The following is a 15,531-nucleotide window of genomic DNA, read 5'->3' as shown; positions in this document are numbered from 1 at the left end:
CGTCGCGGGGGTAAAACCCCAATCTCAGGAAGGGAGTATCGAGACAAAGCGTTAAGAGAGGATTGCCGAGATCGGTCGGTTTCCCCGGGGCGGCGAAGATTTGCGCAAGAAGCCGGAGTGCGTCCTTCGGCGTGCGGCAGTCGTGTCCGGGACGACCACCGCCGATCGCGGCAAGGGATACGTAGTCCCACACAATAATTCGATCGAATTTACGACTTCAGCGTCGAAACCGCCGGCCACATCGATGTCTGTTGAAATGTCAACCGAACAGTCGAGGCAGGGCCGCGGCCCCGTCTCGGCGGCCGCAGCGATGAACCCGCAACGTTGCCACCACCGCGGGTGGCGTCGGCGCCGCCGCGGGGCCTCAGGCGGCGGGCGTCGTCGCGGCATCGACCGCCGCGATCTTCGGCGTCGCGGTGAACACGACGGTGTCGCCGTCCTTGTCGATGGCCATCGTCATCCCCGCCGCGCGGGCGAGAAGTCCGGCATAGATCGGCTGAATCATGTGCGCGTCGGGCGATTGATCGGCGCTCTCGCCGTTCAGGAAGGCTTCGGCGTTGGCCGGGATGCGGGCATTGGAGCCGGTGCAGGTCACCGTGAAGGTCGGCGATTCGGCCGCGCCGGTCACCACCACCCGGATCACCCCGCCGCGCGGAATCGCGTGACCGGCCACCAGAATCAGGTTGAGCAGCAGCTTGACCAGGTTCTTGGGCATCAGCACGCGGACCGCCGACCATTCCAGCGACGCCTTTTCGCCGGCCATGAAGCCCTTGGCCACCGTCTCGGCGTCGCCGAGGTCGATCGACGCGCCGGCCGAGCCGGCCGCCCCGAAGGCCAGCCGCGCGAACTGCAGCTTGGCGGACGCCTGCCGCGCGCTCTTGCGGATCAGGTCCATGGCGAATTCGCGCATCTCCTCGTTGCTCTCTTCGGCGAGAACTTCGAGGCCGTTGTTGATCGCTCCGACCGGCGAGATGATGTCGTGGCACACGCGGCTGGCGATCAGCGCGGCGAGATCGAGAGCGGCGATGTCCGAAGTGTCGGCCATGGACGATGGCTCCTCGGGTGGGGAACGGAAGACGCGGGGCTCGCACCGAGATCGGTCGAGGACCGGGCGCGTCCGGCCCGGGACTCGAATCGGACGGCAGCGGCCGCTCGAAGGACTATAGGGCGCGGCGCCACAATTCAAACCACCCGCCGGACGCGGCTTCCCGGCCGGTGGGGTCGTCCCCGGCGCGACGCGTGCTCAGCCCCGCTCGGAGCGCGCGTCGGCGGGCGTCGGCCCGGTCCCGCGCAGGCGGCGGATGCGTTCGGCGAGGCTCGGCGGGGACCCCGGCGACGACGGCCGCTCCGGTTCGGCGAGCAGCCGATCGATGGTCGCCCCGCCGCCGCCCACCGCGCCGGTGAGCCGCACCACTTCCGCGGCGAGATCGGCGATGTCCTCGCGCAACTGCCGGCGCACCGGATCGATCGGCGCCGGCGGGCCGGACGGCCCGGCCGGGCCGCGCCGGTCGCGTTCGGCCTCGGCCGCGGCGAGCCGGGTGCGCAGGCCGAGGTTCTCGGCTTCGAGTGCCTCGACGCTGCGGTTGAGGTTGTCGCCGGCCGCGACCGCCCGATCGTCGACGGTCCGCCCGGTCAGCGCGGCGATCCGGGCGCTGGCCCCGGCCAGCGCCTCGCGGCTGCGCGCCAACTCGCGCTGGCGGCGATCCGCCACCTCCTCGCGATCGGCGACGTCGGCGACCAGCCGCTCGATCCGCCGGTCGAGACGATCGGCGCGATCCTTTTCCTGCTGCGCCAGGGTGATCGCCCGGCCTTCCGCGGCGACCAGCGCGTCGATGCGATCGGCGCGGCCGCGCAACTCGCTCTCCAGGCCCTCGATCCGCACCGACAGCGCTTCGATCTCGGTGCCGCGCGCCGCCACTTCCACCGCCCGCTCGTCGAGCGCGGTCTCCAGCCGGACGATGGTCTCGGCGTCGTCGGCGATCCGCTCTTCGAGCAGGGCGATCTGCGCCGCCGCCGCGTCGATTTCGGCGGCCCGCGCCGCGAGCCTGCGGTCGCGTTCGGCGATCTCCGCCGAGAGCCCCGCCTCGCGGGCCAGACCCTCGCCGACTCGGGCGATCTCGGCGTCGCGGGCGACCGTCATGCGGTCGAGGGCGGCGCGCTGGCGACCGACCTCGATGCGTTCCTCCGCCGCCCGCCGCCGCGCCTCCGACAGCGCCAGTTCGACGCGCCGCACGTCGCGGGCGAAGCGCGCCGCCTGCAGGTCGCGTTCGGCGCGGGCGGTGGTGACGTCCGGGGGAATCGCGGTCGCGACGCGTCGCGTGGTCAGGCGCACCGCGCGCCGCCACAGCGCCGACATCACCACCAGGGCCACCAGCCCGGCCGTCAGAAAGCCGAGTGCGAAGTACATCGCCCACTCGATGACCATGCCGCTCGTCTCCCGATGGTGCCGACGCCGCCTCGATAGCATCTTCCGCCGACGCCCGCACGGCCCGCCGCCGGTTCGATGTCGCCGCCGGCCTCAGAAGGGGTTCCAGGTCGCCTGGGGTGTGAACTTCAGATAGCCGAGATTGACGCCGAGGCGCAGCCCCACGCCCGAGCGCACCGGCACCACGTAGATGCGGTCGGCGACCAGCGCCGTCATGCCGAAGCCGCCGATGAAATAGGCCGACCCGTCGACCCCGCCGAAGCGCTGGAACAGCGCGTCGACGCTCGGCAGGTTGTAGACCAGCATCATCGTGCGCGAGCCTTCGCCGCCGAAGTCCCAGCCGATCGACGGGCCCTGCCAGAACACCTTGCGGGGGGTACGATCGCGCGTGTTGATCTGGCCCTCGCCGTAGCGCAGGCCGCCGATCACCGCCCCCGAACCCTCTTCGCCGAGGATGTAGCCGTTGGGCTGGCCGTAGCGCGACACCGCCTGCTCGATCACCGTGGCGAGGCCGCCCGACACCGTGCCGAAGAACTGGTGGCCGGTGCGCACCAACTCCTGGGTCGAATAGGTGCCGCCGCGGTTCTGCGCCGCCGCCGGCGCCGCGCCGAGGGTCGACGCCGCCACCCCGAGGAGGCCGCTCAGCACCAGGCCGGCCACCAGGCCGAGCACCGGCCCGAAGGTCTTGGTCACGACGAACTTGCGCATCTTAGGGCTTCCCCGTCTTGCTGGGGGCGGGAGCGCCCCCTTCGATTCGTCCGGTCCGACCTGATCCGCTCCGGGCGCCCCCGCAGGGGGCCGGATCCGGCACCGCGACCGCGGTGAACCGGGCCGATCGACGACCTTTCGACGGATCGAATCGTACATGGACCAGTTTAGCGGAATTCGGGCGAAGACGCGGCGGAAGCGGGACCGCGACCAGGACCGGGCGCCCGCCCGCCCGATCGGCGTCGGCCTCCTCCTCGTCCTCGCCCTCTTCGTCGCCGCCGGCCCCGCCGCGGCCTCGGGCGGCGGACACGATGCCGCACCCCCGCCGCCGCCCGCCGCCCCGGCCGAACCGCCGCCGCCGGTGGAAAAGCCGCGCCCGCCGCCGCCCCCGCCGCCGGTGCTCAACGGCCCGATCGCCGCCCCCGCGCCGATTCCTCGCGTCCACTGGCTGGCCGACGCCTTCACCGGGCTGGCGCTCGGCGGCTACGATCCGGTCGCCTATTTTCTCGAAGGCAAGCCGGTGCTCGGGCGCCCCGAGAACGAACTCGACTGGGGCGGCACCACCTGGCGCTTCACCGGACCGGGCAATCTCGCCGCCTTCCGCGATTCGCCCGAGGTCTATGCGCCGCGCTTCGCCGGATACTGCGTCTTCGCGGTGTCGCAGGGCCGCCCGACCGAAGGCTCGCCCCTGGTGCCGCTCCTGTGGCACGGGCGCCTCCTGCTGTTCGCCGATCCGCTGTCGCGCGTCGCCTTCCTGGCCGATCCCGATCGTCTGATCGCCGAAGCCGAAGGCCGCTGGCCGGCGTTGGCCGCCGAGTTGCCGTGACCCGATCCTCCCGTCCCCCGCGACATCGGCGCGCGTCCGGTACGTCTCGGGCGACGCAGCGTCGATTGCCTCGTTTCTCCCGTTGCACATCCGGCGGCGTTGCGATTTGATCGGACGATCAGGAAGCGACCGATCGGTTCTCACCGAACGCCGCTTTGCGGGCGAGCCCCGCGCCTCGTGGCCGCGGAACCGATCCGACGTGCCGCGCAGACGCGGGTTTCGGGAAGGATTTTCCGCGAGGGCGACCTCGCTCCCGCACCACTGACGACACGGCTCACCCACTCCGGATTTTCCAAGGAGCGAACTCGATGAAACGGACACTCACGACCGGCGCGGCCACTCTCCTGGCGATGATCGCGCTCGGTGCCACGGCGCTCCAGGCCAAGACTCTGGTGTACTGCTCGGAAGGTGGCCCGGAGAACTTCACTCCGGCCCTCAACACCACCGGTACGTCCCTCGACGCCGCCCGTCCGGTCTACAATCAGCTCGTCGAGTTCGAGCGTGGATCGACCAACGTCGTCCCCGGCCTCGCCGAGTCCTGGGACGTCTCGCCCGACGGCCTGACCTTCGTCTTCCATCTCCGCAAGGGCGTGAAGTTCCACACCGGCGTCAACGGCTTCAAGCCGACCCGGACGCTCACCGCCGACGACGTGCTGTTCTCGTTCAACCGCCAGTCGAAGGACGACCACCCCTACCACAAGGTGTCGGGCGGCGCTTACGACTACTACTCCGACATGGAGATGCCGACCCTCATCAAGTCCCTGGAGAAGGTCGACGATCTCACCGTCAAGCTGGTGCTCTCCGAGCCCAACGCGCCGATCCTGGCCAACCTCGCCATGGACTTCGCCACCATTCATTCGGCCGAATACGCCGACTTCCTGCTGAAGGCCGGCAAGCCCGAGCAGTTCGACCAGATCCCGGTCGGCACCGGCCCGTACTCCTTCGTCGCCTATCAGAAGGACGCGGTGATCCGCTACAAGGCCTTCGCCGACTACTGGGGCGGCAAGGCCAAGATCGACGATCTGGTCTATGCCATCACCGCCGATGCGACCTCGCGTTATGCGAAGCTGAAGAAGGGTGAATGCCAGGTGATGTTCGGCCCGAACCCGGCCGACCTCAAGGCGATCGGCGAAGACAAGGACCTCGTGCTTCTGAACAAGCCGGGCCTCAACATCGCCTACTGGGCCTTCAACACCCAGAAGCCGCCCTTCGACAAGAAGGAAGTTCGTCAGGCTTTCGCCATGGCGATCGACAAGGACGCCATCCTCAAGGACGTCTACCAGGGCGCCGGCCAGGCCGCCAAGAACCTGATCCCGCCGACCATCTGGTCCTACAACGACAAGGTCGTCGACTATCCTTACGACACCGCCAAGGCCAAGGAATTGCTCGCCAAGGCCGGGGTGACCACGCCGCTCGACATCGACCTCTGGTACATGCCCAAGCAGCGTCCCTACAACCCGAACGGCAAGCGCATCGGCGAGATGATGCAGGCCGACCTCGCCAAGATCGGGATCAACGCCAAGCTGGTCACCTACGAGTGGGGCGAATATCGCAAGCGCCTGCAGCAGGGTGAGCACATGACCGGCCAACTCGGCTGGACCGGCGACAACGGCGATCCGGACAACTTCTTCTTCCTGCTCGGCTGTGCCGCGGCGCGTCCCGGTGGCCAGAACCTGTCGAAGTGGTGCAACAAGGACTTCGACGACCGCCTGAACCAGGCCAAGAAGCTCACCGACAAGGCGGCCCGCACCAAGCTCTACGAAGAGATGCAGCAGATCGCCCACGACGACATGCCGTCCTACAACATCGCCCATTCGGTGGTGTTCGAGGCGACCACCAAGAACGTCGTGGACTACCGCATCTCGCCCTTCGGTCGCCACGAGTTCTACGGCGTCGAGTTGAAGTGAACGATCGCCTCTCGGCTCGCACCCCCGGCGTGTCTTCGACACGCCGGGGGTCGTGTTTGTCGAACCGCCCGTGGTCGATCGCCTCGCGATCGGCCGCGTTGCAACTCGCGGCGAAGCCGCGGATGGTGTATGCCGTGCCGCCCGCGAGCGACATCCCGACGACGTGGGACCTGGAGTCTTCGAAATGCTGGCCTTCATCGTCCGCCGCATCAGCCTGACGGTCCCGACCCTGATCGCTCTGTGCTTCCTCACCTTCATGGCGATTCGTCTGGTTCCGGGCGATCCCATCGAGGTTCGGCGCGGCGAACGCGGCATCTCCCCGGAACGTCTGGAGTTCTTCCGCCACGAGCTCGGTCTCGACCAGCCGGTGTGGAAACAGTTCCTCGACTACGTCTGGAGCCTGATGCACGGCGATTTCGGCATCTCGATCATCAGCCAGGATTCGGTGCTGCACGAGTTCCTGACCCTGTTCCCGGCGACCGTCGAACTGTCGCTCTTCGCCACCCTGTTCGCGGTCCTGCTCGGCGTCCCGGCCGGCATCCTCGCCGCGGTCAAGCGCGGCTCGGTGTGGGACCACGGCATCATGGGCGTGGCGCTGTTCGGCTATTCCATGCCGGTGTTCTGGTGGGGCTTGCTGCTGGTGCTGTTCTGCTCGGTGCAGCTCGACCTGACCCCGGTCTCGGGACGCATCGATCTCCTCTTCTATTTCGAGCCGGTCACCGGCTTCATGACCATCGACAGCCTGCTGTCCGGTCAGGACGGCGCCTTCTCCTCGGCGATCTCCCATCTGATCCTGCCGGCGATCGTGCTCGGGACCATCCCGCTCGCGGCCATCGCCCGCATGACCCGCTCCTCGATGCTCGAAGTGCTGGAGGAGGACTATGTCCGCACCGCCCGCGCCAAGGGCCTGCCGCCGTGGCGGGTGATCGGCCTGCACGCCCTGCGCAACGCGCTGATCCCGGTGGTCACCACCATCGGCCTGCAGGGCGGCACCATGCTCGCCGGCGCCGTGCTCACCGAGACCATCTTCGCCTGGCCGGGCATCGGCAAATGGCTGATCGAGGCGATCTTCCGGCGCGACTATCCGGCGCTCCAGGGCGGTGTCCTGTTGATCTCCACCCTGCTCGTCATCGTCAACATGAGCGTCGACATCCTGAACGCCGCCATCAACCCGCGGATCCGCCATGGCCGTTGAGTCCACCGCCGCCGAGGCGCTCACCCCGCCCAACCCGTTGCGCCTCCTGTGGGCCGACTTCTCCACCAACCGCGGCGCCGTGCTCGGGCTGGCGCTGATCTCGCTGGTCCTCCTGCTCGCCGCCGGGGCCGACGTGATCTCGTCCCACGATCCGATGGAGCAGTTCCGCGCCCATGTCCTGCAGTCGCCGGTCTGGGCCGGCGGCACTTGGGAGTTCCCGCTCGGCACCGACGACGTCGGCCGCGACATGGCCTCGCGCATCGTCCACGGCGCCCGCTACTCGCTGTTCATCGGCTTCTCGGTGGTGGTCGTGTCGCTCGCCGTCGGCGTCTGCCTCGGCCTCGCCGCGGCCTTCATGGGCGGCATCGTCGACACCATGATCTCGCGCCTGATGGACCTGATCATGTCGGTGCCGTCGCTGGTCCTGGCGATCGTGGTGATCGCGGTGATCGGCCCCTCGCTGACCAACACCATCGTCGCGGTCACCGTGGTCTACATGCCGCGCTATGTCCGCATCGTCCGCGCCACCGCCCAGGCCGAGATGTCCAAGGACTACGTCACGGCCAGCCGCGCCGCCGGCGTCGGCCCGTTCCGCCTCGCCTTCGTCACCGTGCTTCCCAACTGCATGGCACCGCTGATCGTCCAGGCGGCGCTCGGCATCTCCGACGCCATCCTCGAGGCCGCCGCCCTCGGCTTCCTCGGCCTCGGCGCCCAGCCGCCGACCCCCGAATGGGGGGCCATGCTGTCGTCGGCCCGCGAGTTCATCCAGCGCGCGCCCCACGTCGTGACCCTGCCCGGCGTCGCCATCCTGATCACCGTCGTGTCGATCAACCTGATGGGCGACGGGCTGCGCGACGCCCTCGATCCGAAGCTGAAGCGGAGCTGACCGATGTCCCTTCTCGAGATCGAGAACCTCACCGTCGAGTTCGAAACCCGCTCCGGGCATCTGTTCCGCGCCGTCGACCGCGTCTCGCTCGCCGTCGACGAACGCGAGATCGTGTCGATCGTCGGCGAATCCGGCTCCGGCAAATCGGTCGCCATGCTCGCCGTCATGGGCCTCCTGCCCAAGACCGCCCGCGTCTCCGCCGACCGCCTGACCTTCGCCGGTGAAAATCTCCTCGGCCTGTCTCCGAGCGCCCGTCGCTCGCTGATCGGCAAGGACATCGCCATGATCTTCCAGGAGCCGATGTCGTCGCTGAACCCGTGTTTCACGGTCGGCTTCCAGATCGGCGAGGCGCTCGCCACCCATCTCGGCCTCGGCCGCGCCGCCCGCCGCGCCCGCTCGATCGAACTGCTCGAACAGGTCGGCATCCCCTCCCCCGAGAGTCGGCTCGACGCCTTCCCGCATCAGCTCTCCGGCGGCATGAGCCAGCGGGTGATGATCGCCATGGCGATCTCCTGCTCACCGAAGCTCTTGATCGCCGACGAGCCCTCGACCGCCCTCGACGTCACCATCCAGGCCCAGATCCTCGACCTCCTGGTGCGCCTGCGCGACGAGCAGGACATGGCCTTGGTGCTGATCACCCACGACATGGGCGTGGTCGCCGAGACCGCCGAGCGGGTGGTGGTGCAATATGCCGGTCGCCAGGTCGAGCAGGCGACCACCATCGATCTGTTCCGCGATCCCCACCATCCCTACACCGCGGCGCTGCTCGCCGCCCTGCCCGAACGCGCCACCGGTCGCCGCCTGCCGGCCATCGGCGGCATGGTGCCGGGCCAGTGGGACCGCCTCGCCGGCTGCGTCTTCGCCCCGCGCTGCGGCTTCGCCCTGCCGATCTGCTCGACCGAGCCGCCGCGCCGCGCCGGCCCGGAGCTCGGCCGTGCCCTCTGTCACACCCCGCTCGTCGCCGGCCGTCCGGTCGCCCTCGACCGTTCCCTCGATGGAGTGCCGGCATGACCCCCGCGATCTCTCCCGTGCCCGCCGACAGCGAAACCCCGGTGCTGTTCGCCGATGATCTGGTCAAGACCTACGAGGTCGGCGGCGGGCTGTTCTCCAAGGGTGGCACGGTGCGCGCCGTCACCGGCGTGTCGCTGAAGCTCGCCCCGCGCAAGACCGTCGCGGTGGTCGGCGAATCCGGCTCCGGCAAGTCGACCCTCGGCCGCATGCTGGCGCTGATCGAGCCGCCGAGTGCCGGCCATCTGGCGATCGACGGCATCGACGTCACCGGCGTCGACGGGCATCGCCTGAAGATGCTGCGCCGCTCGGTGCAGATGGTGTTCCAGAATCCCTACGGCTCGCTCAATCCGCGTCAGACCATCCGCAAGACGCTCGAGGAGCCGCTGCTGGTCAACACCGACCAGACCCCCGAGGAACGCCGCGCCGCCGCCCTGGCGATGCTCGCCCACGTCGGCCTGCGTCCCGAACACGCCGATCGCTATCCCCACATGTTCTCCGGCGGTCAGCGCCAGCGCATCGCCATCGCCCGCGCGCTGATGCTCCACCCCAAGATCATCGTCCTCGACGAACCGGTCTCCGCCCTCGACGTGTCGGTGCGCGCCCAGGTGCTGAACCTGCTCGCCGATCTCCAGGAGGAGTTCGGCCTCGCCTATGTGTTCGTCAGCCACGACCTGTCGGTGGTGCGCCACATCGCCGACGAGGTGCTGGTGATGTATCTCGGCCGAGTGGTCGAGCGGGCGCCCAAGGAGGCGATCTTCGCCGATCCCCGCCACCCCTATACCCGCGCCCTGCTGTCGGCGACGCCGGTCGCCGACCCGACCCGCAAGCGCGAGCGCATCGTGCTGACCGGCGAGTTGCCCTCGCCCTTCGCGCCGCCGCCCGGCTGCGTGTTCAACCCGCGCTGCCCGATCGCCTTCGACCGCTGCCGCGTCGAAAAGCCCGAGCCGCGCGGCAGCGCCACCCACGTCGCCGCCTGCCACGCCGTCGAAGCCGAGACCATGTGAGGCGCCCGGGCGATCGCCCCCACGCGCCGTCGAGACGGTGCGCGGGTCGGGAGGCGGACGGGGCCGGCGCCCGTGACGCATGTCACAAATATGCAATGTGCGCGGTGTTGATGAAGGAGCGCGCCGTTTTCGCGGTGCGCCCGGATTCATCAAGCCGAGGTCACCATGCTCCCGCGCTCCGCTCTCCTCGCCGCCACCCTGTCGGCCGGCCTCGCCGCCGCCGCCCAGGCGCAGACGATCTACCCGCTGAACCGCGCCGAGATCCTCGCCGGGTCGAAGTTCGACTTCAAGGTCGAGTTCCCCGGCGCGCCTGCCGCCGCCCACCTCGAGGTCACCATCGACGGCAAGGACGCCGCCGAGGTGTTCGGCGCCAAGCCGACGGTGATCGAGAAGGAGGACGGCAACGATCTGACCGCCTATTGGCTGCGCGACGTCTCGCTGGCCAAGCCCGGCACCGTCAAGATCGAAGCCACCGCCGGCGACAAGAAGAAGGCGGTCGCCTGGGAGGTCTTCGACACCCCCAAGGGCCGGGTCGCCAAGAACGTCATTCTGTTCATCGGCGACGGCTTCTCGGTCGCCCACCGCACCGCCGCCCGCATCATGTCCAAGGGCATGGTCGAAGGCCGCTACGGCGGCGAGTTCGCGATCGACGACATGCCGCACATGGCGCTGATCTCGACCGCCGGGACCGATTCGATCGTCACCGACAGCGCCAATTCGATGAGCGCCTATACCACCGGCCACAAGTCCTGCGTCAACGCCCTCGGCGTCTACTGCGCCAAGAACAAGAACACCCTCGAGCATCCGAAGGTCGAAACCATCGGTGAACTGGTCAAGCGCCGGACCGGCATGGCCGTCGGCGTGGTCACCAACTCCGAGATCGAGGACGCCACCCCGGCCGGCGTCGTCTCCCACACCCGTAAGCGCTCCGACTACAACGACATCGTCAAGATGTTCTGGGACGTCAAGCCGGATGTGATCATGGGCGGCGGCTCGCCCTTCTTCCTGGCCAAGTCGACTCCGGGCTCCAAGCGCCCCGACGACGTCGACTACATCAAGCAGTTCGAGAGCGCCGGCTACAGCTTCGTCTCGACCAAGACCGAGATGAACAAGGCGGTCGCCGACGGCAAGACCAAGATCCTCGGCCTCTACAACACCGGCAACGTCGACGGAGCCCTCGACCTGCGCCTGCTCAAGAAGGGCACGGTCTCGAAGTTCCCTGATCAGCCCGACGTCACCGAAGAGACCAAGGCGGCGATCGAAGCCCTGTCGAAGAACAAGGACGGCTTCTTCCTGATGGTCGAATCCGCCCGCATCGACAAGTACAGCCACTCGATGGACCCCGAGCGGGCGCTGTTCGACGTCATCATGCTCGACAACGCCGTGAAGGTCGCCAAGGACTTCGCCGCCAAGGCCGACGATACGATGATCATCGTCGTCGCCGACCATGCCCATGCCGTCTCGATCATCGGCACCTATGACGACGACCGCCCGGGCCAGACCCCGCGCGAGAAGCTCGGCACCTACGCCGACGCCAAGGTTCCGGTCTACGACGTTGACGCCGAGGGCTATCCCAAGTCGGTCGACGTGTCGAAGCGGATCGCCGTCGCCTTCGGCTCCTCGCCCGACACCTGCTTCAATTCCAAGCCCTATCTCGAGGGCGAGAACGTACCCGCGGTGGCCGGTGCCACCAAGGACACCTATGTCGAGAACCCCAAGAACTGCGAGCGTCCCGGCGCCGTCCACATCACCGGCAACCTGCCCTTCGACGCCAACCAGGCGGTCCACGCCGGCGACGACGTGGTGCTGACCGCCATGGGCCCGGGCTCGGAGGTCTTCCACGGCCGCCTCGACAACACCCGGGTGTTCCGCGCCATGGCGACCGCCCTCGGTCTCGCCAAGTGACCGTGGCCATGCCGCATCCGACCCGCGGATCGGCCGATCGTCTCCTCACGCGGCGGCACTTCGCCGCCGCGTGTCTCGCCGTTCCCCTCGCCGCGTTTCTCCGCCCCGGCCGCGCCGCCGCCGAGGATCCGGTGGTCCTGACCTTCGAGCAGCTCTATGCCAGCTTCGGAGTGCGCGGCCTGACCTTCTCGCCGCTGGTCCTCGGCGCCGCCGGCCGGCCGGTGTCGCTGACCGGTTACATGGCGCCGCCGCTCCAGGCCGAGGCGACCTTCTTCGTGCTGACCCGCGAACCCATGGCGATCTGCCCCTTCTGCCAATCGGACGCCGATTGGCCGGTCGACATCGTCGTGGTGACCCTCGCCGCGGCGACGCCGCTGGTCTCCGCCGGCACCCGCGTCACCGTCTCCGGCCGCCTCGAGGTCGGGTCGAAGACCGACCCGACGACCGGATTCGTCAGCCAGATGAGGATCGTCGATGCCGACTTCCGCCGCACCCGCTGAGCCCGCGGCGGCGGACGGACCGCGCGCCGCCGCGCTCCGCCTCGACGGCGTCGTGGTCGAACACCGCCGCGGCCGCGAGCCGCCGTTCCGGGCCCTCGACATCGAAAGCCTGGAGGTGCCGCCCGGCGCCCGGGTCGGCTTCGCCGGTCCCTCCGGCGCCGGCAAATCGACGCTGCTCCACGTCGTCGCCGGCCTCGCGGTGCCCTCCACCGGCCGCGTCGCCTGGGGCGACACCCGCCTCGACACGCTCGGCGAGGCGGCGCACGGTCGCTGGCGCCGCGCCACCATCGGTTTCGTGTTCCAGGACTTCCACCTCGTCGACGAGCTCACGGTGCGCGACAACGTGCTGATGCCGGCCCGCTTCGGCCGCATCGCCGACCGGCAAGCCCTCCATGCCCGAGCCGACGCGCTGATCGCCCGCATGGGCCTCGACGATCCCCGCCGCCGCGCCGCCAAGCTGTCGCGCGGCGAGCGTCAGCGGGTCGCGGTGGCCCGTGCCCTGCTGCTCGGGCCTCGCCTGATCCTCGCCGACGAACCGACCGCCAGCCTCGACGCCGAAGCCGGCCGCGCCGTCGCCGGCCTGCTCGTCGACGCCGCCCGCGAGCACGGCGCGACCCTCCTGGTGGTCGCCCACGATCCCGCCCTGCTCGAACGACTCGACACCGTCCATCGCCTCGCCGGCGGCCGCCTGATCGCCGAGGAGCGTCGATGAACCCGCTGCCGATGATCCTCGCCGACCTGCGCGGCCTGCGCTGGAACGCCGTGGTGGTGGTCGTGCTGGTCGCCGTGGCGGTCGCCGTCGGCATCGCGCTCGGCGCCCAGGAACGCGCCTTCCGCCACGCCTCGGCCCGCGCCGCCGACGATTTTCCGCTGCTGATCGGCGCCGCCGGCAGCAACACCCAATTGGTCCTGACCTCGGTCTATCTCCGGCTCGAGGCGCTGCCGTTGATGAACGGCGCGGCGCTGGCCAGGCTCGGCACCGACGAGCGGGTCGCCGCGGTCGCGCCGATCGCCTTCGGCGACGTCGTCGCCGGCCATCCGGTGATCGGCACCACCGCCGCCTTCGCCGGTCGCTGGGGCCGCCTCGCGCCGATCGAGGGGCGGATGTTCGCGGCGGAGAACGAAGCGGTGATCGGCTCGGACGCGCGCCTGGCGATCGGCGACGACCTCAAGCCGTCCCATGGCCATGCCGGCGCGGTGTGGCCGACCGACCTCGGCCATGTCGGCACCGAGGAGGCCGCCCATGTCCATGCCGGCGCGCACTACAAGGTGGTCGGCCGCCTCGCCCCGACCGGCGGCCCCTGGGATCGCGCGGTGATCGTGCCGGTCGAGACCGTGTGGGAGACCCATGGGCTCGGCAACGGCCACGCCCCCGGGATCGAACGCATCGGCCCGCCCTTCGACGCGGCGACCGTGCCCGACGTGCCGGCGATCGTGGTAAAGCCGAAGAGCTTCGCCGCCGCCTATCAGCTGCGCGGCGAATGGCGGCGCGGCGTCACCCAGGCGCTGTTTCCGGCGGAAGTCCTGGTCGAACTCCACGTCGCGCTCGGCGACGTCCAACAGATCCTGCTGGTCGCCTCGGCGCTCGACGACGGACTGGTGTTCCTCGCCGTGACCGCGCTGCTGGTCACCGTGGTCGGCCTGCGCCGCCGCCGTTATGCGGTGCTCAGGGCGCTCGGGGCGCCGCAGAGCTTCGTGCTGGCCACCGTCTGGGGCGCCGCGGCGGTCCTGATGGTCGCCGGCGCGAGCCTCGGCCTCGGCCTCGGCTGGGGCGCGGCGATCGCCGTGTCGCAGTTGATCGCCGGCGACACCGGCCTCGCCGTGCCGGTGACGATCGGCGCGCCGGAGATTCTGTGGGCCGGCGCGGTGGCGCTGGCCGGCAGCCTGTTCGCGCTGATCCCGGCCTGGGTCGCCGGCCGCGGTTCGGTGATCGACGGCCTCAGCTCTTGAGCCCGGTCACCGCCGCCCGCGCCGCGCGGCGCTCGATGTCTCGGCGCAGCGCCGTGAGGAACGGGATACCCGCGTACTGGTCGGGCTGCACCGCCTCCCAGGCGACGCCGGTCGGGGTCGGATAGGCGGTCTCGGTGACGATCAGCTCGCTCGGCGTCGCCACGAAGTCGAGCGGCTGGTCGTGGCCGAGCATGGTCAGGCGCGAATCGTGGACGATCTGCAGATCGTGGACGGTGGTGGCGATGCGGGCGGTCGCCGGCACCAGGCCGAGCTCGCGGAAGATCCCGAGCTCCAGATCGGCGAAGCCGCCGCCCTTGCCGGTGCGCCCGCCCGAACGGGTCACCGCGACGCAACCGACCACGATGAAGTCCATCGGCTTCATCTCCTCGAAAGCGATCGGCCGCCCGACCTCGACGAAGACCTCCGACCGCGCCGCGTCCGCGAAGGCGATGCCGCGCCGTGCCAGATCCTCCGGATCGAGCTCGACGAAGGGGAACGGCTTCACCAGTTCCGGCACCGGCGCATAGAGCAGCTTCCCGGCCTCCAGCGCCTTGCGCCGCACCGGGATCTGAGCCGGATCGGGGTTGGCCTTGACGATCCGCGCCGCCTTCCATTCCGGCAGCGTCGCCAGTTGTTCGGCCGCCGTCTCCTTGCCGAGATAGTCGGGGATCCGGCTCCACGGCGAGCCCTCCGACGCCCCGGCCGCCTCGAGCGCCGCCCACACCCCGCGGCGCAGGTCGTCCTTGCTCTCGTTGCGGCCGCGCCAGCGTTCGATCGGGTCGGTGGTCATGGGGTTCGGTCTCCTCGGACGGCTGCGGATCAGGGGCGCGGGTCGTCGATGACGCTGACATGGGCGGCGGCGACCCGCCAGCCCTCGGCGGTGCGAACCCAGGTCTGCATCTGGCGCCCGACCCGCGCGGGGGTGGCGTCGCGCCGGAACAGGGTCGAGACCACCGCGAAGTCGGTACCGAAAGTGGTGATCACCGTCCGCTCCAGCCGCCGCGCCAATCCCGCCGGCGATCGCCCGGCGCGAAAGGCGGCGATCTCGGAAAATCCATGAAGATTCTCGCCGACCCCGTAGCGGATGGTCGTCGGCGCTTCGAGAAACAGGCGATCGAGGGTGGCGACGTCGTTGCCGGTGAGCGCCGCCTCGTAAGTTTCGAACACCGCCCGTACCTCGGCGACGATCTCCGGCCGATCGATCTCCAGCGCGC

15 protein-coding genes are annotated in these 15,531 nt (G+C 69.8%); 10 read left to right on the top strand and 5 right to left on the bottom strand.

What is annotated here, in order from left to right; genetic code table 11:
• Window positions 1–364: 364 nt before the first annotated feature.
• From chpT to EYW49_RS11470, 3 genes are all read right to left on the bottom strand, one after another.
• Window positions 365–1,045 carry a histidine phosphotransferase ChpT gene (gene chpT / locus EYW49_RS11480; protein ID WP_131309714.1) on the bottom strand — a complete coding sequence of 227 codons (681 nt, stop codon included), beginning with the start codon at window positions 1,043–1,045 and terminating at the stop codon, window positions 365–367.
• A gap of 198 nt (window positions 1,046–1,243) precedes the next feature.
• Window positions 1,244–2,425: a coiled-coil domain-containing protein gene (locus EYW49_RS11475; protein WP_131309713.1), complete on the bottom strand. Its 1,182-nt coding sequence runs from the start codon at window positions 2,423–2,425 to the stop codon at window positions 1,244–1,246.
• A 93-nt stretch (window positions 2,426–2,518) separates the two neighbouring features.
• On the bottom strand, window positions 2,519–3,133 hold the full coding sequence (locus EYW49_RS11470; RefSeq protein WP_131309712.1) for a DUF1134 domain-containing protein: 615 nt from the start codon (window positions 3,131–3,133) through the stop codon (window positions 2,519–2,521).
• Between the two features lie 157 nt (window positions 3,134–3,290).
• On the opposite strand from EYW49_RS11470, the gene EYW49_RS11465 reads away from it, so the two are divergent.
• From EYW49_RS11465 to EYW49_RS11420, 10 genes are all read left to right on the top strand, one after another.
• A complete protein-coding gene (locus tag EYW49_RS11465; protein WP_131309711.1) occupies window positions 3,291–3,959 on the top strand; it encodes a YHS domain-containing (seleno)protein in 669 nt (222 codons plus the stop codon).
• Between the two features lie 308 nt (window positions 3,960–4,267).
• The gene (locus tag EYW49_RS11460; RefSeq protein WP_131309710.1) at window positions 4,268–5,866 is read left to right on the top strand and encodes an ABC transporter substrate-binding protein; all 1,599 of its coding nucleotides are present in this window, start codon (window positions 4,268–4,270) and stop codon (window positions 5,864–5,866) included.
• 184 nt (window positions 5,867–6,050) lie between these two features.
• On the top strand, window positions 6,051–7,061 hold the full coding sequence (locus EYW49_RS11455; protein WP_131309709.1) for an ABC transporter permease subunit: 1,011 nt from the start codon (window positions 6,051–6,053) through the stop codon (window positions 7,059–7,061).
• Window positions 7,051–7,947 (top strand): ABC transporter permease subunit, encoded by an 897-nt coding sequence (locus EYW49_RS11450; RefSeq protein ID WP_131309708.1) that lies wholly within the window; start codon window positions 7,051–7,053, stop codon window positions 7,945–7,947. The genes EYW49_RS11455 and EYW49_RS11450 overlap by 11 nt, the downstream gene beginning before the upstream one ends.
• Window positions 7,948–7,950: 3 nt before the next feature.
• Window positions 7,951–8,958 (top strand): ABC transporter ATP-binding protein, encoded by a 1,008-nt coding sequence (locus EYW49_RS11445; RefSeq protein ID WP_131309707.1) that lies wholly within the window; start codon window positions 7,951–7,953, stop codon window positions 8,956–8,958.
• Entirely contained in the window at window positions 8,955–9,962 is a 1,008-nt protein-coding gene (locus EYW49_RS11440) for a dipeptide ABC transporter ATP-binding protein (RefSeq protein ID WP_131309706.1), read from the top strand. Before EYW49_RS11445 ends, EYW49_RS11440 begins: the two co-directional genes overlap by 4 nt.
• A 165-nt stretch (window positions 9,963–10,127) precedes the next feature.
• Window positions 10,128–11,867 (top strand): alkaline phosphatase, encoded by a 1,740-nt coding sequence (locus EYW49_RS11435; protein WP_131309705.1) that lies wholly within the window; start codon window positions 10,128–10,130, stop codon window positions 11,865–11,867.
• 8 nt (window positions 11,868–11,875) lie between these two features.
• Window positions 11,876–12,367 carry a hypothetical protein gene (locus tag EYW49_RS11430; RefSeq protein ID WP_131309704.1) on the top strand — a complete coding sequence of 164 codons (492 nt, stop codon included), beginning with the start codon at window positions 11,876–11,878 and terminating at the stop codon, window positions 12,365–12,367.
• Window positions 12,342–13,079: an ABC transporter ATP-binding protein gene (locus EYW49_RS11425; RefSeq protein ID WP_131309703.1), complete on the top strand. Its 738-nt coding sequence runs from the start codon at window positions 12,342–12,344 to the stop codon at window positions 13,077–13,079. Before EYW49_RS11430 ends, EYW49_RS11425 begins: the two co-directional genes overlap by 26 nt.
• Entirely contained in the window at window positions 13,076–14,317 is a 1,242-nt protein-coding gene (locus EYW49_RS11420) for an ABC transporter permease (protein ID WP_131309702.1), read from the top strand. Before EYW49_RS11425 ends, EYW49_RS11420 begins: the two co-directional genes overlap by 4 nt.
• On the opposite strand, the gene EYW49_RS11415 is transcribed toward EYW49_RS11420, so the two are convergent.
• Together EYW49_RS11415 and hpxZ are read right to left on the bottom strand one after the other, a co-directional pair.
• Entirely contained in the window at window positions 14,307–15,107 is an 801-nt protein-coding gene (locus EYW49_RS11415; protein WP_131309701.1) for a 5-formyltetrahydrofolate cyclo-ligase, read from the bottom strand. The two genes, EYW49_RS11420 and EYW49_RS11415, sit on opposite strands and share 11 nt — an antisense overlap.
• 29 nt (window positions 15,108–15,136) lie before the next feature.
• Window positions 15,137–15,526, bottom strand: coding sequence for an oxalurate catabolism protein HpxZ (gene hpxZ / locus EYW49_RS11410; RefSeq protein ID WP_131309772.1), 390 nt, complete (start codon window positions 15,524–15,526; stop codon window positions 15,137–15,139).
• Between the last annotated feature and the right edge of the window lie 5 nt (window positions 15,527–15,531).

Source organism: Siculibacillus lacustris, assembly GCF_004328075.1.
GTDB lineage: Bacteria > Pseudomonadota > Alphaproteobacteria > Rhizobiales > Ancalomicrobiaceae > Siculibacillus > Siculibacillus lacustris.
This window is presented reverse-complemented; position numbering and strand designations above follow the sequence as displayed.